Annotated in this window: 27 protein-coding genes; 11 read left to right on the top strand and 16 right to left on the bottom strand. The window is 71.4% G+C overall.

Annotated elements, in window-relative coordinates:
* Positions 1–121 precede the first annotated feature (121 nt).
* Positions 122–1,162, top strand: a complete 1,041-nt coding sequence (locus V6S66_RS07500) for a DNA polymerase domain-containing protein (RefSeq protein WP_334206123.1) — start codon at positions 122–124, stop codon at positions 1,160–1,162.
* Positions 1,163–1,199: 37 nt separating this feature from the next.
* Here V6S66_RS07500 and V6S66_RS07495 read toward each other — a convergent pair whose 3' ends face one another.
* Positions 1,200–1,373, bottom strand: coding sequence for a hypothetical protein (locus tag V6S66_RS07495; protein WP_334206122.1), 174 nt, complete (start codon positions 1,371–1,373; stop codon positions 1,200–1,202).
* Between the two features lie 182 nt (positions 1,374–1,555).
* Positions 1,556–1,786, bottom strand: a complete 231-nt coding sequence (locus V6S66_RS07490; protein ID WP_334206121.1) for a hypothetical protein — start codon at positions 1,784–1,786, stop codon at positions 1,556–1,558.
* A gap of 162 nt (positions 1,787–1,948) precedes the next feature.
* Between V6S66_RS07490 and V6S66_RS07485 the strand changes: the two genes are divergently transcribed.
* Complete coding sequence (locus tag V6S66_RS07485; protein WP_334206120.1) at positions 1,949–2,215, top strand: hypothetical protein; 267 nt, start codon at positions 1,949–1,951, stop codon at positions 2,213–2,215.
* A 58-nt stretch (positions 2,216–2,273) separates the two neighbouring features.
* Entirely contained in the window at positions 2,274–3,068 is a 795-nt protein-coding gene (locus V6S66_RS07480) for a GTP pyrophosphokinase (protein WP_334206119.1), read from the top strand.
* On the opposite strand, the gene V6S66_RS07475 is transcribed toward V6S66_RS07480, so the two are convergent.
* The 3 genes from V6S66_RS07475 to V6S66_RS07465 are packed head-to-tail and all read right to left on the bottom strand — an operon-like array spanning position 3,065 to position 5,197.
* On the bottom strand, positions 3,065–3,532 hold the full coding sequence (locus V6S66_RS07475; protein WP_334206118.1) for an OsmC family protein: 468 nt from the start codon (positions 3,530–3,532) through the stop codon (positions 3,065–3,067). The two genes, V6S66_RS07480 and V6S66_RS07475, sit on opposite strands and share 4 nt — an antisense overlap.
* A gap of 25 nt (positions 3,533–3,557) precedes the next feature.
* Complete coding sequence (locus tag V6S66_RS07470) at positions 3,558–4,136, bottom strand: YdeI/OmpD-associated family protein (protein ID WP_334206117.1); 579 nt, start codon at positions 4,134–4,136, stop codon at positions 3,558–3,560.
* Positions 4,133–5,197: an ATP-dependent DNA ligase gene (locus tag V6S66_RS07465; protein ID WP_334206116.1), complete on the bottom strand. Its 1,065-nt coding sequence runs from the start codon at positions 5,195–5,197 to the stop codon at positions 4,133–4,135. Before V6S66_RS07465 ends, V6S66_RS07470 begins: the two co-directional genes overlap by 4 nt.
* Before the next feature lie 233 nt (positions 5,198–5,430).
* On the opposite strand from V6S66_RS07465, the gene V6S66_RS07460 reads away from it, so the two are divergent.
* From V6S66_RS07460 to V6S66_RS07445, 4 genes are read left to right on the top strand one after another with little or no spacing between them, the layout of a single operon-like run.
* Positions 5,431–6,345 (top strand): ABC transporter ATP-binding protein, encoded by a 915-nt coding sequence (locus V6S66_RS07460; protein WP_334206115.1) that lies wholly within the window; start codon positions 5,431–5,433, stop codon positions 6,343–6,345.
* Complete coding sequence (locus V6S66_RS07455; protein ID WP_334206114.1) at positions 6,342–7,121, top strand: ABC transporter permease; 780 nt, start codon at positions 6,342–6,344, stop codon at positions 7,119–7,121. Before V6S66_RS07460 ends, V6S66_RS07455 begins: the two co-directional genes overlap by 4 nt.
* A gap of 5 nt (positions 7,122–7,126) precedes the next feature.
* Positions 7,127–8,032 (top strand): COX15/CtaA family protein, encoded by a 906-nt coding sequence (locus V6S66_RS07450; RefSeq protein WP_334206113.1) that lies wholly within the window; start codon positions 7,127–7,129, stop codon positions 8,030–8,032.
* Between the two features lie 10 nt (positions 8,033–8,042).
* Positions 8,043–8,705 carry a DUF6989 domain-containing protein gene (locus V6S66_RS07445; RefSeq protein ID WP_334206112.1) on the top strand — a complete coding sequence of 221 codons (663 nt, stop codon included), beginning with the start codon at positions 8,043–8,045 and terminating at the stop codon, positions 8,703–8,705.
* Positions 8,706–8,709: 4 nt separating this feature from the next.
* Here the strand turns inward: V6S66_RS07445 and V6S66_RS07440 are convergent, their stop codons facing one another.
* Positions 8,710–9,645 (bottom strand): heme o synthase, encoded by a 936-nt coding sequence (locus tag V6S66_RS07440; RefSeq protein ID WP_334206111.1) that lies wholly within the window; start codon positions 9,643–9,645, stop codon positions 8,710–8,712.
* A gap of 92 nt (positions 9,646–9,737) precedes the next feature.
* On the opposite strand from V6S66_RS07440, the gene tkt reads away from it, so the two are divergent.
* The 4 genes from tkt to pgl are packed head-to-tail and all read left to right on the top strand — an operon-like array spanning position 9,738 to position 15,296.
* Positions 9,738–11,903 carry a transketolase gene (tkt, locus tag V6S66_RS07435; protein WP_334206110.1) on the top strand — a complete coding sequence of 722 codons (2,166 nt, stop codon included), beginning with the start codon at positions 9,738–9,740 and terminating at the stop codon, positions 11,901–11,903.
* A 44-nt stretch (positions 11,904–11,947) separates the two neighbouring features.
* Positions 11,948–13,036 (top strand): transaldolase, encoded by a 1,089-nt coding sequence (gene tal, locus V6S66_RS07430; RefSeq protein WP_334206109.1) that lies wholly within the window; start codon positions 11,948–11,950, stop codon positions 13,034–13,036.
* 2 nt (positions 13,037–13,038) lie between these two features.
* Positions 13,039–14,607: a glucose-6-phosphate isomerase gene (locus tag V6S66_RS07425; RefSeq protein WP_334206108.1), complete on the top strand. Its 1,569-nt coding sequence runs from the start codon at positions 13,039–13,041 to the stop codon at positions 14,605–14,607.
* Positions 14,604–15,296 carry a 6-phosphogluconolactonase gene (gene pgl, locus V6S66_RS07420; RefSeq protein ID WP_334206107.1) on the top strand — a complete coding sequence of 231 codons (693 nt, stop codon included), beginning with the start codon at positions 14,604–14,606 and terminating at the stop codon, positions 15,294–15,296. Before V6S66_RS07425 ends, pgl begins: the two co-directional genes overlap by 4 nt.
* On the opposite strand, the gene V6S66_RS07415 is transcribed toward pgl, so the two are convergent.
* The 10 genes from V6S66_RS07415 to uvrC are packed head-to-tail and all read right to left on the bottom strand — an operon-like array spanning position 15,293 to position 24,503.
* On the bottom strand, positions 15,293–15,646 hold the full coding sequence (locus V6S66_RS07415; RefSeq protein WP_334206106.1) for an RNA polymerase-binding protein RbpA: 354 nt from the start codon (positions 15,644–15,646) through the stop codon (positions 15,293–15,295). The genes pgl and V6S66_RS07415 overlap by 4 nt on opposite strands.
* Positions 15,646–15,882, bottom strand: a complete 237-nt coding sequence (gene secG / locus V6S66_RS07410; RefSeq protein WP_334206105.1) for a preprotein translocase subunit SecG — start codon at positions 15,880–15,882, stop codon at positions 15,646–15,648. Before secG ends, V6S66_RS07415 begins: the two co-directional genes overlap by 1 nt.
* 36 nt (positions 15,883–15,918) lie before the next feature.
* A complete protein-coding gene (gene tpiA / locus V6S66_RS07405) occupies positions 15,919–16,719 on the bottom strand; it encodes a triose-phosphate isomerase (protein ID WP_334206104.1) in 801 nt (266 codons plus the stop codon).
* Complete coding sequence (locus V6S66_RS07400) at positions 16,716–17,915, bottom strand: phosphoglycerate kinase (protein WP_334206103.1); 1,200 nt, start codon at positions 17,913–17,915, stop codon at positions 16,716–16,718. Before V6S66_RS07400 ends, tpiA begins: the two co-directional genes overlap by 4 nt.
* Positions 17,916–17,917: 2 nt before the next feature.
* Positions 17,918–18,922 carry a type I glyceraldehyde-3-phosphate dehydrogenase gene (gap, locus tag V6S66_RS07395; protein WP_334206102.1) on the bottom strand — a complete coding sequence of 335 codons (1,005 nt, stop codon included), beginning with the start codon at positions 18,920–18,922 and terminating at the stop codon, positions 17,918–17,920.
* A gap of 46 nt (positions 18,923–18,968) precedes the next feature.
* Positions 18,969–19,754: a putative protein N(5)-glutamine methyltransferase gene (locus tag V6S66_RS07390; protein WP_334206101.1), complete on the bottom strand. Its 786-nt coding sequence runs from the start codon at positions 19,752–19,754 to the stop codon at positions 18,969–18,971.
* Positions 19,751–20,728: a DNA-binding protein WhiA gene (gene whiA / locus V6S66_RS07385; RefSeq protein WP_334206100.1), complete on the bottom strand. Its 978-nt coding sequence runs from the start codon at positions 20,726–20,728 to the stop codon at positions 19,751–19,753. Before whiA ends, V6S66_RS07390 begins: the two co-directional genes overlap by 4 nt.
* A gap of 10 nt (positions 20,729–20,738) precedes the next feature.
* Positions 20,739–21,677 carry a gluconeogenesis factor YvcK family protein gene (locus V6S66_RS07380; RefSeq protein WP_334206099.1) on the bottom strand — a complete coding sequence of 313 codons (939 nt, stop codon included), beginning with the start codon at positions 21,675–21,677 and terminating at the stop codon, positions 20,739–20,741.
* On the bottom strand, positions 21,674–22,537 hold the full coding sequence (rapZ, locus tag V6S66_RS07375) for an RNase adapter RapZ (protein ID WP_334206098.1): 864 nt from the start codon (positions 22,535–22,537) through the stop codon (positions 21,674–21,676). Before rapZ ends, V6S66_RS07380 begins: the two co-directional genes overlap by 4 nt.
* A gap of 19 nt (positions 22,538–22,556) precedes the next feature.
* Positions 22,557–24,503, bottom strand: a complete 1,947-nt coding sequence (uvrC, locus tag V6S66_RS07370; RefSeq protein WP_334206097.1) for an excinuclease ABC subunit UvrC — start codon at positions 24,501–24,503, stop codon at positions 22,557–22,559.
* Positions 24,504–24,515 lie beyond the last annotated feature (12 nt).

The following is a 24,515-nucleotide window of genomic DNA, read 5'->3' as shown; positions in this document are numbered from 1 at the left end:
TTCGCTCGTGGCCATGTATTTCACAACGACAGTGTGTCCTTATTGATTCCGGCCGTTCAACGAAGGTTCGCCTCAGTGAGGCACGCCTCATCGATCCGTCGCCCCGCGTAGGCTGCGGCGCATGGCAGCCAAGGCGGCAGAGGTCGACGCGGGCGGCGTCGCGGTGCGCGTGTCGAGCCCGGACCGCGTGGTGTTCGAGGCCACCGACGAGACGCCGGCGTTCACCAAGCTCCAGGTCGTCGAGTACTTCGTGGCGGTCGACGACGGCATCATGCGGGCCCTGCGCGATCGGCCCACGGCTCTCGAGCGGTGGCCGAAGGGCGTGCGCGACGGCATGCGGCTCACGTCGTCCCAGGGCCAGGGCGACGCGTTCTACTCCAAGCGGGTGCCCAAGGGCGCTCCCGACCACCTGCCGACCGTTCGGGTCTACTTCCCGTCCGGTCGCCGGGCCGACGAGATCTGCCCCGCGCAGGTCGCCGATGTCGCCTGGGCCGCGCACATGGGCACGATCACGTTCCACCCCTGGCCGATGCGTCGCGCCGACGTCGACCGCCCCGACGAGCTGCGCATCGACCTCGACCCTGCCGGCGGCACCGGCTTCGGCGACGCCGTCGACGCGGCTCTCGCCACGCGCGAGCTGCTCGCCGGGCTGGGCCTGCGCGCCTTCGTCAAGACGAGCGGCAACCGCGGCGTCCACGTCTTCGTGCGCATCGCTCCGCGGTGGACCGTGACCGACGTCCGGCATGCGGCCATCGCCGTCGGCCGGGCCCTGGAGAAGGTGCACGACGGCGTCACCACCGCCTGGTGGAAGGAGGAGCGGGGCTCGAAGATCTTCGTCGACTTCAATCAGAACGCCCGCGACCGCACGATCGCCAGCGCCTACAGCGTGCGCCCGAAGCTCGGCGCGCCGGTCTCGTTCCCCGTCACCTGGGAGGCGCTGCCGGGCCTCGACTCACCCCGGGGCTTCCACCTCGGCACGGTCCCCGACCTGCTGCGCGCCGACGGCGACGCCTGGGCGGAGATCGACGACGTCGCGCACGACCTCACGCCGCTCCTCGACCTCTGGGCCGAGGACCCCACCGAGATGCCCTATCCCCCGGACTACCCGAAGATGCCGGGCGAGCCGAAGCGCGTGCAACCGAGCAAGGTGAAGAAGGACTGACCCGATCCGGAACGTTACCCGCTGACGGTGGCGCTGCTCACCGCACGTCGATCGAGCGCTGGTCCAGCCAGCGCTCGATCAGCAGACCAGCACCGAAGACCGCGGGGATGAGCGGCCAGCCCAGACGCTCGAACACCGTCCCGTCGGTCGAGATCGTGGGTTGCGTCAGGATCTGCCAGGCCTCGACGGCGACGACCACGAGGCTGCCCACGACCAGCAGCAGGCCGAGGGCGAGCTGGAGGTACGCGCCCGACGGTTCGGGGCGGCGCGGGACCCGCGGCGGCCCAGTCGGGTATCGCCTCGGGCACCTCTCCCGCCGGGGTGCTGGGCTGTGTCATGCGCCGATGTTCCCCCACTGCCGCTCCCGGCGCGGCACATTCGGCGAAACCGGCGCTACCGAGGTGGCCGACGGCGCTGGATCGCGGCGCGGTACTGCGCGAGACGGGTCTGACGCGCCGGACGGAGGTAGATCGCGCAGGCGGCCAGCAGGGGCGTGACGCAGACCAGCAGCGACAGGAGCCAGAACGGACCGCTGCGGTAGGTGATCACCGCGCCGAGGACCGCCAGCACCAGGGCGATCGCGGCCACCAGGCGGCCGATCGCGTACGCACGCCTGATGCGCATGCCCCTCCGTCCTGGCGCGTCTCCCACGCGCCTCCACCCGAGTGTCCGGTCCGACCCCCGACGCTACTGTCCGCGCCCACCTCCCGCAGCGCGAGCGCGACCGCTGGATGGTCATGAGGTTCGAACGCATGTTCTACTGGAGTGGTGGAGGTGCCCCCGGGAATGCGCGCCGGTCGCGGCGGCGTCGAGGCCGACGGTCCTGGCATCGAGGTGCCGATCGTGCCGAAGCACGCGCACGTCTGGGTCAACCTGTCCGAGCTGCGGTCGCGGCACCAGGTCATCGAGTACCCGGGCCTCATCCTGGGCTGGCGCCGCGGGGTGCGCGGGTGGGAGGCGCAGGTGGTCTGGACGACCCCCCTGACGGACGGCTCGAGTCGCGTGACGGCCCACCTGTCGTGGCTGGGGGCGCACCAGCTCCGACCGGCGTGAGCGTGACGCCGGTCACCTCCGGCGAGACGATCTCGGCCAAGGTGCTTACCCTGAGGGTGTGCAGACTCCGAAGCCGCGACTCGCGCGAGCCGACGACACGGCCACCGTGAGGATCAACGACGTCCGGGCGTTGCGCCAGGACTTCATGCGGTTCATGCTCCCCCATCGGTTCGCGATGGAAGAGGTGGTCACCAAGCTCACGATCCTGCGCGACGAGTTCGCGATGATGCACGACTACAACCCCATCGAGAGCATCGCCTCGCGGTTGAAGTCGCCCGACAGCATCGCCGAGAAGATGGAGCGGAAGGGCTCGGAGCCCACGTTCTCCTCGATCCGCGAGACCATCACCGACATCGCCGGCGTGCGGGTGACCTGCAGCTTCGTGTCCGACGTGTACCACGTGTTCGAGCTGCTGACGTCGCAGTCCGACCTCACGGTGCTCGACGTGCGCGACTACATCCAGGAGCCGAAGCCGCACGGCTACCGGAGCCTCCACACGCTCATCCAGGTGCCGGTGCACCTGACCGACGGCCCCCTGCCGGTCACGGTCGAGGTGCAGTTCCGCACCATCGCGATGGACTTCTGGGCGAGCCTGGAGCACAAGATCCACTACAAGTACCGCGGCGCCGTGCCGGCCGACCTCGCCGATCGCCTGCGCGACGCGGCGGCCACCGCCAACGCGCTCGACGCCCTGATGCTCGACCTCCACGAGGAGGTCAAGTCGCTCGACGGCGAGGGTGTCGCGACGCTGCCCGACGACATCCGCCGCGGCCTCAACGCCGACGACATCGAGCCGTCGGCAGCGCTGATCGCCCAGCTGCGCCGCCTGGCCGACGGCGACGGACGCTACTAGCCGGCTGCGACCGTCACGACCGGTTCGTGGAGCACCGGGAAGCCGACGGACGCCGCGATGAAGCAGTTCCTGCTCGCCTCGGCATGGATCTGCTGCGCGAGCTGGGTCTTCGTGGGGTCGGTGATCGTGATCCGCGGATGCAGCGTGACCGAGGTGAACCGTCCTCCGTCGCCGACCTGCTCCATCGTGCCCGTGGCGGAGTCGGCGTAGTCGACCACGACGATGCCGTGCTTGACCGCCGAGTGGAGGTACGACAGCAGGTGGCACTGCGCCAGCGCCGCCAGGAGCAGCTCCTCGGGGTTCCACCGATCGGCGCTCCCCCGGAAGGGGACGTCGGCCGATCCGGCCAGCTCGGGCTTGCCGCCGACCCGGACGACGACGTCACGGCCGTACGACCGGTAGCCGCTCGTGCCCTCGCCGCGGTTGCCGAGCCAGTCGACGTCGACGGTGTAGTGGTGGTCCACAGCGCTCCTTCGTGGGTGGGGCTGGTCAGCGGTCGGGCCGCACACCGGCGGCGCTCTGCTCGACGATCTTCGCGATCCGTGCGGTCTGCGTCTCGGGCCTGCGCGCCATCGCCACCTGCGTGAGCGCGAACTTGCGCGCGCTCCGCGGGAGCGAGTCCCAGAACTCCCGGGCGGCCGGTGACGCGTCGAGGGCCGCGGCGAGCTCATCGGGCTCGATGCCGGCCTCCGGTCCGTCCAGCACCACCCACATCCCGTTGGCCTCGGCCGCCTCGATCATGGCGACACCGGCCGGCTGCAGGCGCCCTTCGGCCTCCAGTCGAGCCACCCGCGCCTTGTTGGTGGCCGCCCAGGCACTGCGGGCCTGGCGCCGCGTGAACCAGATCTGCGAGCCCTCCTCCGCACTCGACCTCGTCTGGCCGTCGATCCAGCCCCAGCAGAGGGCCTCGCAGACGGCGTCCTCGTAGGCCATGCGGCCGTCGCGCCCCGTGCGGTCGTCGATCCGCACCCAGACGCCTCCGCTCGACGCGTGGTGCTCGGCGAGCCAGGAGCCCCAGTCGGCCGCCGAGGTCGGATGGACGACCGGAGCGGAGTCCTTGACGCTCACGCCAGGACCTCGGAGAGGCGGTACCCCACGACTTCCTCGAGCTGGGCGTACGTGCACGACGACGGCTCGCGGTCGGGGCGCCAGCGCTTGAACTGGGCCGTGTGCCGGAACCGAGCGTCCTCCCCCGGACCCTCCATGTGCTCGTAGCCGACCTCCGCGACGCGGAGGGGCGCCAGCGGGACGAACGAGAGGTCCTTGCCCGACGACCACCGGGTCTGCCCCATCTCGACGTCGGCCCACGGGTGGTCGGCCAGGTCGACGACATCGGGCGCCAGCTCGGTCACCAGCTCCGCGCGCCGGGCCGCGGTGAACGAGGCAGCGACGCCGACGTGGTGCAGGGAGCCGTCGGAGGCGTGGAGGCCGAGCAGCATCGAGCCCAGCAGGGGGTGCTCGTCGGTCGAGGTCTTGTGGAGGCGGTACCCGGCGATCACGACGTCGGCGGTTCGCGCGTGCTTGACCTTCAGCATCGTGCGCCCGTTCGGCACGTACGTCGACTCCAGCGGCTTGGCGATGACCCCGTCGAGCCCGGCGCCCTCGAACTGGTGGAACCACTCCTGCGCCTCGGCGGCCTCGCGCGTGACCCGCGTGAGGTGCAGCGGGGCCGCGACGTCGGCCAGCAGCGCCTCGAGCCGCCCGCGGCGCTCGCGGAGCGGGAGGTCGAGGAGCGAGTCGTCGCGCTCCGCGAGCAGGTCGAACGCGACGAAGCTGGCGGCCAGGGAGGTGGACAGCTCGGTGACACGGGACGCAGCCGGATGGATGCGCTGGCTGAGGAGGTCGAACTCGAGGCGGTCGCCCGCCACGACCACCAGCTCGCCGTCGAGCACGCAGCGCTCGGGCAGCTGCGCGCGGACCGCCTCGACGACCTCGGGGAAGTAACGCGTGAGCGGCTTCGTGGAACGGCTGGTCAGCTTGATCTCGTCGCCGTCGCGGAACACCAGGCACCGGAAGCCGTCCCACTTCGGCTCGTAGAGGAATCCCCCGTCGACTCCATCGGCGGGAGGCACGCGCGGCGTCGACTTCGCGAGCATCGGCGTCACGGGCGGCATCACGGGCAGGTCCACGCCGTCAGCGTAGGGCCGGTCCCGGACGGTTTCCATGGGACGCAGGTGACGGAGCAACCCCTCAGGGTGGTCATTCGGTTGACCGTGCACCTCCGGAGGCGACGGCAGTCGGTGAGCAACCCCTCTGGGTGTCGAATCGGTTGGTGGCTCACCGCGTCGGCGCTCGCCGCCTGACGCTGCCTGAGGGTGGCCTCTCGTCGGTGGCCCGGAAATGCCCCACCTAGACTGGGCCGGTGCCCGTTCCCGCCGTCGAGATCCGTGATCTCGTCATGCAGTACGGCGACACCACCGCACTCGACCACCTCGATCTCGAGATCGCGCCCGGCACCATCACGGCCATCCTCGGTCCGAACGGTGCGGGCAAGACCACGGCGATCGAGACCTGCGAGGGCTTCCGTCCGGTCCAGCAGGGCAAGGTCCGCGTGCTCGGCCTCGAGCCACGCGACCCGTCGCTGCGTCCACGGGTCGGGGTCATGCTGCAGTCCGGCGGGGCCTGGTCCGGGTCCCGGGCCGACGAGATGCTGCGTCACATCGCCTCGCTGCACGCGCACCCCTTGGACGTCGACGCGCTCGTGGAGCGCCTCGGCCTCGGGTCCTGCGGGCGCACCCCGTACCGCCGCCTCTCCGGGGGCCAGCAGCAGCGCCTCTCCCTGGCCATGGCGATCGTCGGCCGACCCGAGCTGCTGTTCCTCGACGAGCCGACGGCCGGCCTCGACCCGCAGGCCCGGCGGGCCACGTGGGACCTCGTCACCGAGCTGCGCGACCACGGCGTCACCACCGTGCTCACGACCCACTTCATGGACGAGGCCGAGCAGCTGAGCGACGTCGTCCACGTCATCGACGCCGGTCGCGTGATCGCGAGCGGCAGCCCGGCCGAGCTCACGAGCGAGTCGGCCCGCAACACGATCCGGTTCACCGCCGCCGCGGGCCTGGACGTGGTCGACCTGATGCAGGCGCTGCCCGAGGGCACCAAGGTGGAGGAGCGTGTCGCCGGCTCCTACGTCGTCGCCGGCGACGTCGACCCCGCGATGCTGGCCACCCTCACCGCTTGGTGCGCCGGACGGAACGTGCTGCCCGAGTCGATCCTCGTCGAGCGCCAGACGCTCGAGGACCGGTTCCTGGACCTGACCGGCAGGAGCCTGCGATGACGACCCCCAGGCTCGACGTCTCTCCTCGGCCCGGGTCGGCACCGGTGAGCGCGATGCTCCGTGCGCAGGCCGGCATGGAGCTCAAGCTCATGCTCCGCAACGGCGAGCAGGTGCTGCTGACCCTCGTGATCCCCCTGCTCCTGCTGGTCATGGGCACCAAGGCCGACCAGGTCGTCGACCTCGGCCCCGGGCGCACGATCGACATCATCACCCCGGGCGTCCTCGCCCTGGCCGTGCTCTCGACGTCGTTCACGTCGCTCGCGATCAGCACGGGCTTCGACCGTCGCTACGGCGTCCTCAAGCGGCTCGGCGCGTCGCCGCTCCCCCGCTCGGTGCTGCTGCTCGGCAAGGTCGGAGCCGTGGCAGCGGTCGAGGCGATCCAGCTCGCGGTGCTCGTGCCGACCGCGCTCGCGCTGGGCTGGGAGCCCAGCGGTGGGGTCGTCGCGTGGCTCTGGGCGCTCGCGCTCGTCGTCGCCGGCACCGCCGCGTTCGGCTCGTTGGGCCTGCTCATCGCGGGCACCCTGCGCGCCGAGGCCACGCTCGCGGTCGCCAACCTCGTCTACGTGCTGCTGCTCGTCGGCGGCGGACTCATGGTGCCCCTGTCGCGCTATCCCGAGGCCGGTCGTCAGGTCATGGAGCTCGTGCCGTCCGGCGCCCTCGGCGAGGGTCTCCGCGAGGCGTTCGCCGGAGGCTCCGCCCTGGCGCCGCTGGCCGTGCTCGTCGTCTGGGCCGTCGTCGCCGGCCTCGCCACCGTCCGCAGCTTCAAGTGGGAGTGACCACGATGGATCGATTCCTGGGAATCTTCGACCACGTCCGCGCCTGGGCCTGGGCCTCGGTCGTGGCCAACTCCGTCATCATCTTCACCGGCGGCGTCGTGCGCCTGACCGGCTCCGGCCTCGGCTGTCCCACGTGGCCGCGGTGCACGGAGGAGTCCTTCGTGCCGCACCGCTCGCTCGGCTTCCACGGCGTCATCGAGTTCGGCAACCGGATGCTGACGTACGTGCTGATCGCCGTCGCGATCGCCACGTTCGTCGCCGTCTGGCGCTGGGCACACACGTCCCGCTCCCTGCGCCGCCACGCGGGGATCCTCGCGGTCGGCGTCCCGTTCCAGGGCGTCGTCGGCGGCATCACGGTGCTGACCGACCTGAACCCGTGGATCGTGTCGATCCACCTGCTGCTCTCCCTGGCCCTGGTCGCGGGCTCGATCATCCTGGTGCTCCGGGTCAGTGATCCCGCCCGCCAGGCCATGACCGGGCTGCCGGGCCGGCTCGTGGCCCTCGTGTACGTGCTGACCTGGGTCGCCGTCTACCTCGGCACCGTGGTCACCGGCAGCGGTCCTCACGCGGGCGACGCGCAGGCGCCCCGGAACGACCTGGACCCCCAGCTCTGGAGCCGCATCCACGCCGGCTCCGTCTGGGCCCTCGTTCTCGCGACGGTCGTGCTGGTCGTGGTGCTCCGCGGAACCCCCGCCTTCCGCGCGGCCCTGGTGCTGCTCGGCGTCGAGCTCGCCCAGGGACTCATCGGGTACGTGCAGTACTTCACCGACCTGCCGATCGCGCTCGTCGCAGCCCACCTGGTCGGCGCCGCGGTGCTCGTGGCGGCAGCGACCTTCGTGCTCGGTCGTTCCCGCGGCGTCGGGATGCCGGGTACCGACGTTCCTGCCGTGAGGGACGTGGTCCACCAGTAGGGTCTCGGGCGTGACCGATGACACACGCCCCGATCTTCGCTCGCTTGCCCTGGTGCACCTGGCCCTGGCGGTCCTGGGCACCATCGCGCTCTCGCTCGACGCGCCCGCGCGAGGGTGGGCCGTCACCGCCGCCGTCGTGGTCTACGCGGCCGGGCTGGCGCTGGTCTGCCGTGGCACGGCCTGGTTCGCCCTGGTGGGCTTCCTGTGCCTGGTGTCGACCTTCCAGGTGCTGCCCGACTGGATCCTGGCCGACGTGCTGGGCACGCTCGCGTTCCCGGACGAGGGCGGCCCGCGGTTCGACGACACGGTCCCGGTCGCGATGGCGCTCATGTGGGTCGCTCCCCTGTTCCTCGCGCTCGCCGCCGCCGACCTGCGCCCTGGCCGCGCCGCGCTCGCCGCGTTCGTCGTGTTCGCCGCTGCGGAGCTGCTGGCTCCGGTGGTGGGCCTCTGGGAGCCGACCGGCGACACCGCTCGCCTGTTCGGCGTCGCCGTGTACGTCCCGCCTGCCGAGGCGGTGCTGGGATGGGCCGCAGCCGTGGGTCACCACGCGAGCGCGGGACGGGCCGTCGTCGTCAAGATCGGCGCAGCGGCCGCGGTGTCGGTGATCTACACCGGCGCGCTCGTGGTCTCCTACTTCGTGATCGACGTCGCCAGCTGGCGCATCACGTTCTGACGGGTCAGCCGATGAACGGGTCAGCCGCGGCCGCCACGAACAGCAGCGCGAGGTACGCGTTGCTGAAGTGGAACAGGCGCATCGGCTTGATGATGCTGAGGTCCTCGGTGTCGCGGGCACGGCTGCTCAGGTCGTAGGCCTCGACCAGGAAGACGATGCCCAGGCCGATCGCGACGGCCGGGTAGAACCACCCCATGCCGGCAACCGGCCAGAGCGCCAGCGACGTCGCCAGCATGACCCAGGAGTAGGCCACGATCTGGCGGCCGACCTCGCGCGAGGTGGTGACCGAGGGGAGCATCGGGACGTCGGCCGCGGCGTAGTCCTCGCGGTAGCGCATGCCGAGCGACCAGAAGTGGGGCGGCGTCCAGAAGAAGACGATCAGGAACAGGACGACGGGGGTCCAGGCGAGCTCGTTCGTGACGGCGGTCCAGCCGATCATCGCGGGGAAGCAACCGGCGGCGCCGCCCCAGACGATGTTCTGCGAGGTGCGACGCTTCAGCAGCATCGTGTAGCCGACCACGTAGAAGACGTTGGCGGTGAGCGCGAGAGACGCCGAGAGCCAGTTGACGAAGAAGCCCAGCCACAGGGTGGAGACGACGCCCAGGACGAGGCCGAAGACCAGCGCCCGGTCGGTCGTGACCTGGTGGCGCGGCAGGGGCCGACGCTTGGTGCGGTTCATCTTCTGGTCGATGTCGGCGTCGACGACGCAGTTCAGCGCGTTGGCGCTGCCGGCCGACAGCGTGCCTCCGACCACGGTCGCGACGACGAGCCACAGGTCGGGCACGTCGCGGGCGGCGAGGAACATCACCGGCACCGTGGTGAGCAGCAGGAGCTCGATGATCCGAGGCTTCATCAGGGCGATGTACGAACCGACGACGTCGCGCAGGGACGTCCCGCTCCGGGATGGCTCCTGCTGCTGTTCGAGATCGACGAGACTCACGCGCGACAGTCTAAGCCACCCGAGTAGGCTCGGGGTGATGGCGTCGCCCACCACGGGGCGGCCCGCTGCCCGCCTTCTCGAGGAGCTCTTTCGTGACCTCTGCCAGCACCCATGACAGCGCCCAGCACGACTGGTCCGATCTCGACGCCCGCGCGGTCGACACCGCCCGTCTGCTGGCCGCCGATGCGGTCCAGAAGGTCGGCAACGGTCACCCCGGCACGGCGATGAGCCTGGCGCCCGCCGCGTACCTGCTCTACCAGAAGGTCATGCGCCACGACCCGACCGATCCGGACTGGATCGGCCGCGACCGTTTCGTGCTGTCGTGCGGGCACTCGAGCCTCACGCAGTACGTGCAGCTGTTCCTCGCGGGCTACCCGATGGGGCTCGACGACCTCAAGAGCCTGCGCACGTGGGGCAGCCAGACCCCCGGCCACCCCGAGTACAAGCACACGCCCGGCATCGAGGTCACGACCGGCCCGCTCGGCCAGGGCATCGCCAACGCCGTGGGCTTCGCGATGGCCGCCCGCCGCGAGCGTGGCCTGTTCGACCCGGAGGCCCCGGCCGGCGAGAGCCCGTTCGACCACCGCGTCTACGTGCTCGCCTCCGACGGTGACCTGCAGGAGGGCGTCTCGGCCGAGGCGTCGTCCCTCGCCGGCCACCAGGAGCTCGGCAACCTCACGGTGATCTACGACGACAACAGCATCTCGATCGAGGACGACACGGACGTCGCGTTCAGCGAGGACGTCGCGGCGCGCTACGCCGCCTACGGGTGGCACGTGCAGACCGTCGACTGGACCTCGAGCGGCAGCTACCGCGAGGACGTGCCCGCCCTGTGGGACGCGATCACGGCGGCCGAGGCCGAGACGTCGCGGCCCAGCATCATCGTCCTGCGCACGATCATCGCCTGGCCCGCGCCGAACGCGCAGAACACCGGCGCCTCGCACGGCTCCGCGCTCGGCGCCGACGAGATCGCCGCCACCAAGGAACTGCTCGGCTTCCCGACCGATGAGTCTTTCATCGTCGAGGACGACGTCCTGGCGCACGTGCACGCGGCCCGCGACCGTGGCCGCGCGGCCCACGAGGCGTGGGACGACCAGTTCTCCACGTGGGCCTCCGGCAACACCGAGGCAGCCGCAGTCCTGGAGCGCCTGCGCTCGCACTCGCTGCCCGACGGCTGGGACGCCGACCTCCCGGTCTACGAGGCCGACGAGAAGGGTGTCGCCACCCGCGTCGCCTCGGGAGCGTTCCTCACGGCCGCCGCGCCGAAGCTGCCCGAGCTGTGGGGCGGCTCGGCCGACCTCGCCGGCTCGAACAACACCACGCCCAAGGGTGAGCCGTCGTTCCTGCCGCCGCGTCGCTCGACCGACAAGTTCTCCGGCGACTGGTACGGCCGCGTGCTGCACTTCGGCATCCGGGAGCACGCCATGGGCTCGATCCTCAACGGCATCGTGCAGCACGGCCCCACGCGTCCGTATGGCGGCACGTTCCTCGTGTTCAGCGACTACATGCGTCCGGCCGTGCGCCTGGCCGCCCTGCAGCAGCTGCCGGTCACCTACGTCTGGACCCACGACTCGATCGGCCTCGGTGAGGACGGCCCGACCCACCAGCCGGTCGAGCACCTCGCCGCACTGCGTGCCATCCCGGGTCTGGCCGTGATCCGACCGGCCGATGCCAACGAGACCGTCGCCGCCTGGCGCACGATCCTCGAGCACCAGGCACCCGCCGCGCTCGCGCTGAGCCGCCAGAACCTCCCGGTCTTCCCCCGGGGCGGCGACTGGGCGGACGCCTCGCTCACGGCCAAGGGCGCCTACACGCTGATCGATGCCGCGAACGGGGAGCCCGACGTCGTGCTCGTCGCGACCGGCTCCGAGGTCCAGCTGGCGGTCGCCGCCCGCGAGACCCTCGCCGAGCAGGGCGTCGGTGCGCGTGTCGTGTCGATGCCGTCGCGCGAGTGGTTCGAGGCCCAGGAATCGGGGTACCGCGACAGCGTGATCCCGCCGTCCGTCCGTGCCCGCGTCGTCGTCGAGGCCGGGGTCTCGTTCGGCTGGCGCGACGTCGTGGGCGACGCCGGTCGCATCGTCGGTCTCGAGCACTTCGGCGCCTCGGCCGACTACCAGCGCCTCTACGACGAGTTCGGCATCACCGCCGAGGCCGTCGTCACCGCGGCACAGGAGTCGATCGAGGCGGCCAGCCACACCGGTGGTGTGCCGTTCTTCGCCCGACCGTCCGGCCCGGTCCTGCCCGACACCTCCCACTGATCCCCGCTCGACCCACCGTTCGACTCCGACCCGCAAGGAGCACCATGAACGCACGACTGAAGTCCCTCAGCGAAGCCGGAGTCTCGATCTGGCTCGACGACCTCTCCCGCGAGCGCCTCGCGACCGGGAACCTCCAGACGATGGTGACCGAAAACTCGGTCGTCGGCGTCACGACGAACCCCACGATCTTCGCGGCCGCCCTCGCCAACGGCGAGCGCTACGCCGAGCAGGTCGGTGAGCTCAAGTCGGCCGGCGCCGATGTCGACGAGGCCATCTTCGAGCTCACCACCACCGACGTCCAGCAGGCGTGCGACGTCCTGCTGCCGGTCTACGAGGCCACGGGCGGCGTCGACGGGCGCGTCTCGATCGAGGTCGACCCCGGCGCCGCACGCGACACCGACGCCACCGTCTCGCTGGCGGAGCGGCTCTGGGCCCGGGTCGATCGCCCGAACCTGCTGATCAAGATCCCGGCGACCGAAGAGGGCCTGCCGGCCATCGCCGCCACGATCTCGAAGGGCATCAGCGTCAACGTCACGCTGATCTTCGCGCTCGAGCGCTACCGCGGCGTCATGGACGCCTACCTCTACGGGCTGGAGCAGGCGGCGGCCGAGGGCCGCGACCTGTCCTCGATCCACTCGGTCGCCTCCTTCTTCGTGAGCCGGGTCGACTCCGAGGTCGACGGACGCCTCCCCGACGACAGCCCGCTGCGCGGCAAGGCCGCCCTCGCGAACGCCCGTCTGGCGTACGCCGCCTACCAGGAGGTCTTCGACGGCGAGCGCTTCGCCGCCCTGGCCGCCGCCGGCGCCAACCCGCAGCGTCCGCTCTGGGCGTCCACGGGGGTCAAGGACCCGAACCTGCCCGACACGCTCTACCTGAGCGAGTTGGTCGTTCCCGGCACCGTCAACACCGTCCCGGAGAAGACCCTCCTCGCCTTCGCCGACCACGGCGAGGTCACCGGGGACACCGTCACCGGCAAGGCCGACGAGTCCCAGCAGGTCATCGACGAGCTCGAGCAGGCTGGGATCTCCTACGACGAGGTCGTCGCCAAGCTCGAGACGGAAGGGCTGCAGAAGTTCGACGACTCGTGGGCCGAGCTCGTCCAGACCGTCACCGACGCGCTCGCCCAGGCCTGATCATGGGCGGCGTCCACGTCTCGGCTCCCGTCCGCTCCTACGAGAGCGTCCTTCGCCGGCTCGTCGAGGACCGGTTCGCCTCGCGCCTGTCCGACCGCGACGCCACCCTCTGGGGACGCGGTGCCGAGGAGGAAGCCGCGAAGCGCCTGGCCTGGGTCGACCTGGCCAGGACGTCCCGGCCCCTGCTGCCCCGCATCGCTGCGGCCCGCGACGACCTGCGCCATGCCGGGCTCGACCACGTGGTGCTCTGCGGCATGGGCGGCTCGTCGCTCGCGCCCGAGGTCATCTGCGCCACGGCCGGCGTCGATCTGACGGTCCTGGACTCGTCCGACCCCGAGATGGTGCGTCGCGCGGTCGGTGACCGCCTCGAGAGCGCGGTGGTGGTCGTCGCGAGCAAGTCCGGCGGCACGGTCGAGACCGACAGCCAGCGCCGGGCGTTCGAGCAGGCCTACGAGGACGCCGGCCTGCTCGCCAAGGACCACATCGTCATCGTGACCGACCCCTCGTCGCCGCTGGACGAGTACGCCACGGCGGCCGGCTACCGGGTCTTCCGGGCCGACCCCCAGGTGGGCGGCCGGTACTCGGCGCTCACGGCCTTCGGCCTCGTGCCGTGCGGACTCGCGGGCGTGCCGCTCGCCGGGCTGCTCGAGCAGGCCGCACAGGTCCACGACGCCTACCTGTCGGACTCGGTCGAGAACGTGGCCCTCCGTCTGGGTGCACTCCTGGGCGTCGCCGCTGACAACGACGTCGACAAGCTCGTGCTCGTCGACCACACCGGCACCGGTGTCGGCAACTGGATCGAACAGCTCGTCGCCGAGTCCACGGGCAAGCACGGACGCGGGGTGCTGCCGGTCGTGACGACTCCCGACGCCCTCGGCGCTGTCACACCCGACTGCGTCGTCGTCGCGATCGGCACCGAGACCCTGCCCGAGTCGCCCTCGGGCTACGCGGGAGCGGTCGACCTGCCGCTCGGTGCCCAGATGCTCCTGTGGGAGGTCGCCACGACCGTCGCCGGCGAGATCATCGACATCAACCCATTCGACCAGCCCGACGTCGAGAGTGCCAAGAAGGCCGCTCGCGGGTTCCTCGGAGGTGACGTCGAGCTCCCCGGGCCCGACGCGGTCGACGGCGACATCGAGCTGTTCGGCACCGGCGCCGCCACGGTCGAGGAAGCGGTCGCCGAGCTGCTGGGCCAGGTGCAGGGTCCGCTGGACTACCTGGCCCTCCAGGTCTACCTGGACCGGTGGACCCACGCCGACCTCGCCGACCTGCGCGCACCCCTGAGCGAGCGTCTCGGGCGTCCGGTCACCTTCGGCTGGGGCCCGCGGTTCCTGCACTCGACCGGCCAGTACCACAAGGGCGGGACACCGACCGGCGTGTTCCTGCAGGTCACGATGGCGCCGAGCCCCGACCTCGAGGTACCGGGTCGGGACTTCAGCTTCGGCGACTTCATCGCCGCCCAGGCCGTCGGCGACGGTCAGGTGCTCGCCGAGCGCGGCCGGCCCGTCCTGCGGCTCCACCTCACCGACGTCACGGCCGGCCTCGCGCGTCTGCGGGAGCTGTTGTCATGACGCAGGTGCAGGTCGTCGCGGACCCGGCCTCGGTGCTCGCCTCCGACCTGGAGGAACGCATCGCGGAGCTCCAGACCGCGGGCACCTCCCCCCGGGTCGCCCTGACCGGCGGCACGATCGCCAACGAGACCTATGCCCGGCTGGGCGCGAACGCACGCGTCGACTGGTCCCGGGTCGACCTCTGGTGGGGCGACGAGCGATTCGTCCCCGCCGGCCACGCCGACCGCAACGACCAGCAGGCCCGCGAGGCGTTCCTCGACCGGCTCGGGGTGCCTGCCAACCGCGTGCACGCCACGCCGGCGCACGGGTGTGACCAGAGCCTCGCCGAGGCCGCCGACCAGTACGCGTCGACACTGCCCGAGTCGTTCGACCTCGTGCTGCTCGGCCTCGGACCGGACGGCCACGTCGCGTCACTGTTTCCCGGCTTCGCCCAGCTCGACGAGCGTGACCGGCGCGCGGTCGAGGTCTTCGGCTCCCCCAAGCCGCCGGCGGAGCGGATCTCGTTGACGTTCCCGGTGCTCAACGCCGCCGACGCGGTCTGGTTCGTGGCGGCAGGAGAAGGCAAGGCCGAGGCCGTCGCCAAGGCCCTGGCGCCCGAGGGCACGGTGCACGCGACGCCCGCCCGGGGCGTCTCGGGACGGGTCGAGACCCGCTGGTACCTGGACCCGGCCGCAGCCGGGGACCTCTAGAAGATCAGGTCGCCGGACTTGCGGCGGGTGCGCAGCAGGTCGAGCGCCTCGTCGAGGATCTGCTTCGCCTCGTCGTCGGAGCGACGTTCCTTCACGTAGGCGAGGTGCGTCTTGTACGGCTCGGTCTTCTTGGCCGTGGGGCGGTTCTCGGCATCCACACTCGCCGGCAGTCCGCACCGCGGGCAGTCCCAGGAGTCGGGCACCTCGGCCTCGATGGAGAAGACCATGGAGGTCTCGTGGTCGTTCGCGCAGAAGTACAGGATGCGCTGACGGGGAGCGGCGTCGCCGCGCTCCGCCTCGCCCATGGGTCCGGAGCCGATGCGGCTCCCCCGGATCGCGCCGGTCGCCATCAGTTGCTCACCTTCAGCAGCAGGCCCAGGGCGAACACCGACACCGACCACACGACGGCGATGCCGATCGTGATGCGGTCGAGGTTGCGCTCGGCGACCGAGGAGCCACCGAGGGAGCTGGAGACGCCGCCGCCGAACATGTCGGAGAGGCCGCCGCCCCGACCCTTGTGCATGAGCACGAGCAGGATCAGCAGCAGGCTGCAGATGACCAGCACGGACGAGAAGAGGATGATCACGGGGAGGCTTCCGGTTCGGGGAGGGAGTGGAGCGGGTCAGGCGCCGGAGACGTCCGGCAGGTGGTAGAAGCGCGCGATGCCCGCGAACTCCTCGGCCTGCAGGCTCGCCCCACCGACCAGGGCCCCGTCCACGTCGGGCTGGGCCATGATCGACGCGACGTTGGCCGCCTTGACCGATCCGCCGTAAAGGATACGCAATCGATCGGCCGCTTCGGACGAGAAGGTCTCGGCGACACGCGATCGGATGGCCGCGCACACCTCCTGGGCGTCCTCGGGGGTGGCGACCTCACCGGTGCCGATGGCCCAGACGGGCTCGTACGCCACGACGAGATCGCCGACCTGGTCGGCGCTCAGACCGGCCAGCGAGCCGTCGACCTGCGCCAGGGTGTACGCCACGTGCTCGCCCGACTGGCGAACCTCGAGACCCTCACCGACGCACACGATCGGCGTGATGTCGGCCGCGATGGCCGCGACCGCCTTGGTGTTGACGACCTGGTCGGTCTCAGCGTGGTGCTCGCGGCGCTCGGAGTGGCCCACGACGACGTAGGAGCAGCCGAGCTTCGCCAGCATCGCGGCGGAGATCTCGCCGGTGTACGCACCGCCGTCGTGCTCGGAGACATCCTGCGCGCCGTAGCGGATCGAGAGGTGGTCGCCGTCGACGAGCGTCTGCACGCTGCGGATGTCGGTGAACGGCGGGACCACGACGACCTCGACCTTGTCGAAGTCGTGCTTCTTGTCCTGCAGCGTCCAGGCGAGCTTCTGGACCAGCACGACGGCTTCCTGGTGGTTCAGGTTGCTCTTCCAGTTGCCGGCCATCAGGGGCGTACGAGTGCTCATGACGTCTTCTCCTCCAGGATGGCCAGACCCGGCAGGGTCTTGCCCTCGAGATACTCCAGGCTGGCGCCGCCGCCGGTCGAGATGTGGCCGAACGCATCGTCGGCGAAGCCGAGCTGACGCACGGCCGCGGCGGAGTCGCCGCCACCGACGACCGACAGGCCGTCGGTCTGCGTGAGCGCCTCAGCGACCGCACGGGTTCCGCCGGCGAACGCGGCGAACTCGAACACGCCCATCGGTCCGTTCCAGAAGACCGTCCGGGCGTCGCGCACGTGCTGCGCGAAGACCTGCGACGCGTCGGGGCCGATGTCGAGCCCCATCTGGTCGTCCGGGATGGCGTCGGCGGGCACGGTCGTGGCAGGCGCGTCGGCCGAGAACTCCGGGGCGACGACGACGTCGCTCGGCAGGACCAGGTCGACACCTCGTGCCGCGGCGCGCTCGATGTACTCGCGGGCCACGTCGATCTGGTCCGACTCCAGCAGCGAGGAACCGACTCCATGGCCCTGGGCGGCCAGGAACGTGAACACCATGCCACCACCGATCAGCAGGGTGTCGGCCTTCTCCAGCAGGTTGTCGATCACGCCGAGCTTGTCGGAGACCTTCGAGCCGCCGAGCACCACGACGTACGGGCGCTCGGGCGACTCGGTGAGTCGCTTCAGCACCTCGACCTCGGCCTGCACGAGCCCGCCGACCGCGGCCGGGAGCCGGGTCGCGACGTCGTACACGCTGGCCTGCTTGCGGTGCACGACGCCGAAGCCGTCCGAGACGAACACATCGGCCAGGGCCGCCAGCTCGTCGGCGAAGGCGCCACGCTCGGCGTCGTCCTTGCTGGTCTCGCCCGGGTTGAAGCGGACGTTCTCCAGCACGGCGATCTGACCGTCCTGCAGCGCCGCCGCGACGTGGTGCGCCTCGTCGCCCGTCGTGTCGCCCGCGAACAGCACGGGCTGGCCCCAGAGCTCGCCGAGGCGCTGCGCCACCGGCTTGAGCGAGTACGCCGGGTCGGGCGTGCCCTTCGGACGACCCAGGTGCGCCGTGACGAGCACCCGAGCACCGGCCGCGGCCAGGCGCTCCAGGGTCGGGAGGCTGGCTCGGATGCGGCCGTCGTCGCTGATGGTCGTGCCGTCGAGCGGCACGTTCAGGTCGCTGCGGACCAGGACCCGCTTGCCTCGGAGGTCGCCGAGGTCGGAGATCGTCTGCACGATCAGAGAGAGGCGCCGACGTGCTTGACCAGGTCGACCAGGCGGTTGGAGTAGCCCCACTCGTTGTCGTACCAGGAGACGACCTTGACCTGGTCGCCGATGACCTTGGTCAGGCCCGAGTCGAAGATGCTCGACGCGGGATCGGTGACGATGTCACTGGAGACGATCGGGTCGTCGGTGTAGACCAGGAAGCCCTTCATGGCGCCCTCGGAGGCGTCCTTGATGATCTGGTTGACCTCCTCGACCGTGGTCTCGCGGCTGGCCGTGAAGGTGAGGTCGGTCGCCGAGCCCGTGGGAACCGGGACGCGCAGCGCGTAGCCGTCGAGCTTGCCGGCCAGCTCGGGCAGCACGAGGCTGACGGCCTTCGCGGCGCCCGTGGAGGTCGGGACGATGTTGATCACGGCCGCACGGGCACGACGCAGGTCGCTGTGCGGGGCGTCCTGCAGGTTCTGGTCCTGCGTGTACGCGTGGATCGTGGTCATGAGGCCGCGCTCGATGCCGAGGGCGTCGTTGAGCGCCTTCGCGAGCGGCGCGAGGCAGTTCGTGGTGCACGAGGCGTTGGAGATCACGGTGTGCTGGGTGGTGTCGTACAGCTCGTGGTTGACGCCCATCACGATCGTGATGTCCTCGTTCTTGGCCGGCGCCGAGATGATGACCTTCTTCGCACCGCCGTCGACGTGGGCCTTGGCCTTGGTCGCGTCGGTGAAGAAGCCGGTCGACTCCACGACGATGTCGACGCCGACGCTGGCCCAGTCGAGCTTCGCGGGGTCGCGCTCGGCGAACGCGGCGATCTTCTGGTCGCCGACCGTGATGGAGGTGTCGTCGTACGAGACGTCGGCGTCGAGGCGACCGAGGATCGAGTCGTACTTCAGGAGCGTCGCCAGCGTCTTGTTGTCGGTGAGGTCGTTGACGGCGACGATCTCGATGTCGCCGCCGGCGGCACGAACCGCGCGGAAGAAGTTGCGGCCGATGCGGCCAAAGCCATTGATGCCAACGCGAACGGTCACGGCAAGATGCTCCTGAAGCTGGGGTGGACCTGGATCGAGGGTCAGCCTATCGAGTCGCGGCGGTCTCCGGTGAGGCCCCCGCCGGAAGGACGGCCCGCACGGCCGTGGCGTCGAGCTCCTCGTCGCGCAGGATCTCGGGATCGAGTCCCGCGGCGGCGCAGGTCGCGGCGGTGCCCGGCGCTTGGCGCACCGAGGTCTCGATCAGCAGCACCCCGCCCGGGCGCAGCCATCGCGGCGCCTCCGCGGCCACCCGACGGTGCAGGTCGAGACCGTCTCGGCCGCCGTCCAGGGCGTGCGCGGGCTCGTGGACCCGCGCCTCCGGCGGCATCATCGCGATCTGCTCGGTCGGGACGTACGGCGCGTTGGCCGCCAGCACGTCGATCTGCCCGCGCAGCGACGGTGGGAGCGCGGCGAACAGGTCGCGGTGGACCGCTCCGTCGTGACCCGCGAGGTTGGCCCGCGCGAGCTCGAGCGGCACCGGGTCGAGGTCCGAGGCGTGGACCCGCACACCCGGCCGCGCACGAGCCACGAGAGCGGCCACCGGTGCGACGCCGCAGCACAACTCGACGAGCGTCGAGGGCGAGGCGGCGATCGCGGCGCGTGCCAGGAGCAGCGTGCGGCGTCGCGGAACGAAGCAGCCCGGGCCGACTCGAAGTCGCATCCCGTCGAGCTCGACCCATCCGAGCACGCTCTCGAGGGGCTCCCCCGCGACCCGACGGACCACCAGGTCCTCGAGACGCACGCCGCCGGCCTCGGCACGGAGCAGGGCCGCCTCGTCCTCGGCGAAGACGCAGCCAGCCGCCCGCAGGCGCGCGACGAGGAGGTCGGTCACGACTCGGGGAGGTCCTCCAGGGTCGCCTCCGTGTCGGGGATGCCCTGCTCGGACGCGATCTTGTCGGCCATGGCCAGGAGGCGACGGATCCGACCCGCGATGGCGTCCTTCGTGAGCGGCGGCTCGTGCAGCTGACCGAGCTCCTCGAGGCTGGCCTGGCGGTGCTCGACCCGCAGCACGCCGGCGAGCTTCAGGTGGTCGGGGACGTCGTCGCCGAGGATCTCCAGGGCGCGCTGCGCGCGGGCGCCGGCCGCGACCGCGGCACGCGCCGAGCGCCGCAGGTTCGCGTCGTCGAAGTTGGCGAGGCGGTTGGCGGTGGCCCGGACCTCGCGGCGCAGGCGGCGCTCCTCCCAGGCCAGGAGGGTCTCGTGGGCGCCCAGGCGGGTCAGGAGCGCACCGATGGCCTCGCCGTCGCGGATGACCACGCGGTCGAAGCCGCGGACCTCCTTGGACTTGGCCGAGATGCCGAGTCGACGCGCGGCCCCGACCAGCGCGAGGGCGGCCTCGTGACCGGGACAGCTGATCTCCAGCGCCGACGAGCGACCCGGCTCGGTCAAGGACCCGTGGGCGAGGAACGCGCCGCGCCAGGCGGAGACCGCATCGCACGAGCTGCCCCCGACGACCGCCGGCGGCAGGCCGCGGATGGGCCGTCCGGCGCCGTCGATGATGCCCGTCTGCTGGGCGAGCGCCTCGCCGCCCTGGCTCACGCGCACGACGTAGGACGTGCTCTTGCGCAGGCCGTTGGGCTGCATCACGACGATCTCGCTGGCGTGTCCGTAGATGTCGCCGATGTCCTTGCGGAGCCGGCGGGCCGCCGCACCGCTGTCGAGCTCGGCCTCGATCACGACCTTGCCGGCCACGAGGTGCAGTCCTCCGGCGAACCGCAGGATCGACGCGACCTCGGACTTGCGACAGCACGCCTTCGTCACGTTGGTGGCCACGAGCTCGGACTTCACCTGGGACGTCAACGCCATGCGGGACACTCTATGCCCGGGTGAGAAACCGCCCGAAGGCTTCCGCCAACCTCGCGGGATCGTGCTGGTCGCTGCCCGGCGATCGCGCGACGTCGTGGACCACCAGCCGGGCCCCGAGCTTGCGGGCCATCGCCTCGAGATGGCCCGCGTCGTCGGCGACGCTCGCGTCGGCCAGGACGACGTCGACGCCCAGCTCGGGCGCGTGGGCGGCCAGCACGTCGAGGTGGTCGGTGGCGCTCAGGCCGGCCGTCTCGCGATCGCCCCGGAGGTTGAGCACCAGCGCGCGGCGGGCGCTCGTGGTGACGAGGGCGTCGCGCAGGTCCGGCACGAGCAGCGTGGGCATGACGCTGGTGAACCACGACCCCGGACCGACGACGACCCAGTCGGCGTCGTGGACCGCGGCGACCGCCTCCGGGCAGGCGGGAGGCTCACGCGGATCGAGCCGCACGCTGACGACCTGACCGTCGACCGAGGCCACCTCGGCCTGCCCGCGGACCACGGTCAGGCCGTCGGGGGCCGAGACGAGGTGGACGTCGGCCTCGATGTCGAGCGGCACCGCGGCCATCGGCAGCACGCGCCCCTTGGACCCCAGCAGCTCGCCGACGAGGTCGAGGCCCGCGACGGTGTCGCCCAGCCGCTCCCAGATGGCGGCGATCAGCAGGTTGCCGATGGCGTGTCCGGCGAGCGGGCCCGTGCCGGCGAAGCGGTGCTGGAGCACGCTGGCCCAGCGCCGTCCGTGCTCGTCGTCGCCGCTCAGGGCGGCGAGCGCCATCCGGAGGTCGCCGGGCGGCAGGATGTTGAACTCCTCGCGCAGGCGGCCGGAGGACCCACCGTTGTCGGCCACCGTGACGATGCCGGTGAGGTCGGGGGTGAGGCGACGCAGCGCGGTGAGGCTGGCGGCGAGGCCGTGCCCTCCTCCGAGCGCCGCCACGCGCAGGGGGGCGGTCACTCGCGCCCCAGGTCGCGGTGCACCACCAACGTGCTGACGCCGTGGGCCCTCAACCGCTCGGCGAACGCCTCCGACATCGCCACCGACCGGTGGCGTCCGCCGGTGCAGCCGATCGCGAGGGTCAGGAAGTGCTTGTCCTCGTGCAGGAAGCCGTCGGTCAGCAGCGAGATGAGGTCCTCGTACTGGTCGAGGAACTCCTCGGCCCGGGGTTGGCTGCGGACGTAGTCACGGACCGGGGCGTCGAGCCCGCTCATGGGCCGGAGCTCCGGGTCCCAGTAGGGATTGGGCAGGAAGCGCATGTCGGCGACCATGTCGGCGTCGATCGGGATGCCGTACTTGAAGCCGAACGACATGACCGAGGCGCGCAGGCCCCGCGACCCCGGTTCGCCGAACGCGGCACGGAGCCGTTGACCCAGCTGGTGCACGTTGAGCGACGTGGTGTCGACCACGAGATCGGCTCCGGCCCGGACGCCACGCAGCAGCTCGCGCTCCTTCGTGAAACCGTCCATCAGGCGACCCTCGAGACTCAGCGGGTGGGGCCGGCGCGCCGCCTCCTGACGTCGGACGAGCACCTCGTCGGCCGCCTCGAGGTAGAGCACCCGGGTCGGGACGCCACGCTGCCGCAGGCGCACGAGGGCGCCCTCGAGGGCGTCGAAGAACGACCGGGACCGGGCGTCGACGACGACCGCCAGCAGGTCGATGTCGGGGGCCTGCTCCATGGTGTCGAGCGTGGACTCGAGCAGGACCGGCGGCAGGTTGTCGATGACGTAGTAGCCCAGCTTCTCGAGCGCCTTGGCGGCCGTGCCGCGGCCCGCGCCGGTCATGCCCGTGACGAGAACGATCTCGTTCAGCTGTGTCATGTGCTGCGCCGTCCTCGTGTCATTCCTCGATGATCTCGCCGGTCGCCGTGTTGACCGCAGTGGGCCGCGCCGACCCGGCGAGGGCCGTGGCGATCGATTCTGCCGTAGTGCGTCCGATGCCGGGCACCCCGGCGATCTCGTCGACCGTGGCGGCCCGCAGCTTCTTGAGCGAGCCGAAGTGCTTCATGACCGCCGCACGACGTGTCGGGCCCAGCCCCTCGACCTCGTCGAGCGCCGACGCGGTCATCGACGTGCTGCGCCGCTTGCGGTGGTGCGTGATCGCGAACCGGTGTGCCTCGTCGCGCACCCGCTGCAGCAGGTAGAGCCCCTCGCTGGTGCGCGGGAGGATGACGGGGTGCTCGTCGTTCGGGAGCCACACCTCCTCGAGACGCTTGGCCAGGCCGACGAGCGCGACGTCGGTGATACCGAGCTCGTCGAACGCCTGCTGCGCCGCGGCGACCTGCGGCGGACCGCCGTCGACGACCACGAGCGCCGGGGCGTAGGCGAACCGTCGCTTCTCGGCGACGGCCTCGGCGGGCTCGGGCGGGAGGTCGCCCGCCTCGACCGCCTGCGGGCCGTCCAGATGCCGCTTGAAGCGGCGTGTGACGACCTCGTGCATGGCGGCGACGTCGCTCTGCCCCTCGTGCCGCACGACGAACCGCCGGTACTCGGACTTGCGGGCCAGACCGTCCTCGAACACCACCATGGAGGCGACGATCTCGGTGCCCTGCAGGTTGGAGATGTCGAAGCACTCGATGCGCAGCGGCGCGTCGGGCAGCCCGAGCGCCGCCTGCAGCTCCTCGAGCGCGACGCTGCGCGTGGTGAGGTCGCCGGCACGCTTCATCTTGTGTCGCGCGAGCGCCTGCTTGGCATTCTGCTCGACCGTCTCCAGCAGGCTGCGCTTGTCGCCCCGCTGCGGGACGCGGAACCGGACGGGGCCGCCGCGGTGCTCACCCAGCAGCTCCTCGACGAGCGTCGCGTCGGAGGGCAGGACCGGCACAAGCACCTCACGCGGCACAGCGGTGGGTGCTCCGTCGGCGTACAGGGTCATGACCGCGCGCTGCACGAGCTCGGGCAGATCGGCCTCGTCGGCACGGTCGGCGACCCAGCCGCGCTGGCCGCGGATGCGGCCGCCCCGGACCGAGAAGATCTGCACCGCGACCTCGAGCGGGTCGGCGGCGAAGCCCAGGACGTCGGCGTCGGTGCCGTCGGGGAGCACGACGGTCTGCTTCTCGAGCACCTTGTCGAGCGCGCCCAGGTCGTCGCGGTACTTGGCCGCCAGCTCGAACTCGAGGTCGTCGGACGCCCGCTGCATCTTCTGCTTCAGCTCGCGGGTGATGACCTTGGTGCTGCCGCCCATGAAGCCGATGAAGTCGTCGACGATCTCGCGGTGCTCCTCGGGGGTGACCCGGCCGACGCAGGGCGCGGCGCACTTGCCGATGTCGCCCAGGAGGCACGGTCGGCCGCTGGCGCGAGCACTGCGGAAGGTGCCGGCCGAGCAGGAGCGCATGGGGAAGACCCGCAGCAGGGTGTCGACGGTGTCGCGGATGGCCCACGCGTGCGAGTAGGGGCCGAAGTAGCGCACGCCCTTGCGCTGCGAGCCGCGCATGACCTGCACGCGCGGCACCTCCTCACCCACCGTGAACGCGAGCCAGGGGTAGGACTTGTCGTCGCGGTACTTGACGTTGAACCGCGGGTCGAACTGCTTGATCCAGGTGTACTCGAGCTGCAGGGCCTCGACCTCGGTGCCCACGACGGTCCACTCGACGGCCGCCGCCGTCGTGACCATGCGTCGGGTGCGCTCGTGCAGGCCGTCGGGATCGGCGAAGTACGAGGTGAGCCGCTGGCGCAGCGACTTGGCCTTGCCGACGTAGATGACACGAGCCTCGGCGTCGCGGAACTTGTAGACCCCCGGCTCGGTGGGGATCTCCCCCGTCCTGGGTCGATAGGTCGCCGGATCCGCCATGAGCTCAGCCGA

This window comes from Aeromicrobium sp. Sec7.5 (assembly GCF_036867135.1).
Taxonomy (GTDB): Bacteria; Actinomycetota; Actinomycetes; order Propionibacteriales; family Nocardioidaceae; genus Aeromicrobium.
The sequence above is the reverse complement of the archived record's forward strand: the minus strand, read 5'-3'. Positions and strand labels throughout refer to the sequence as shown.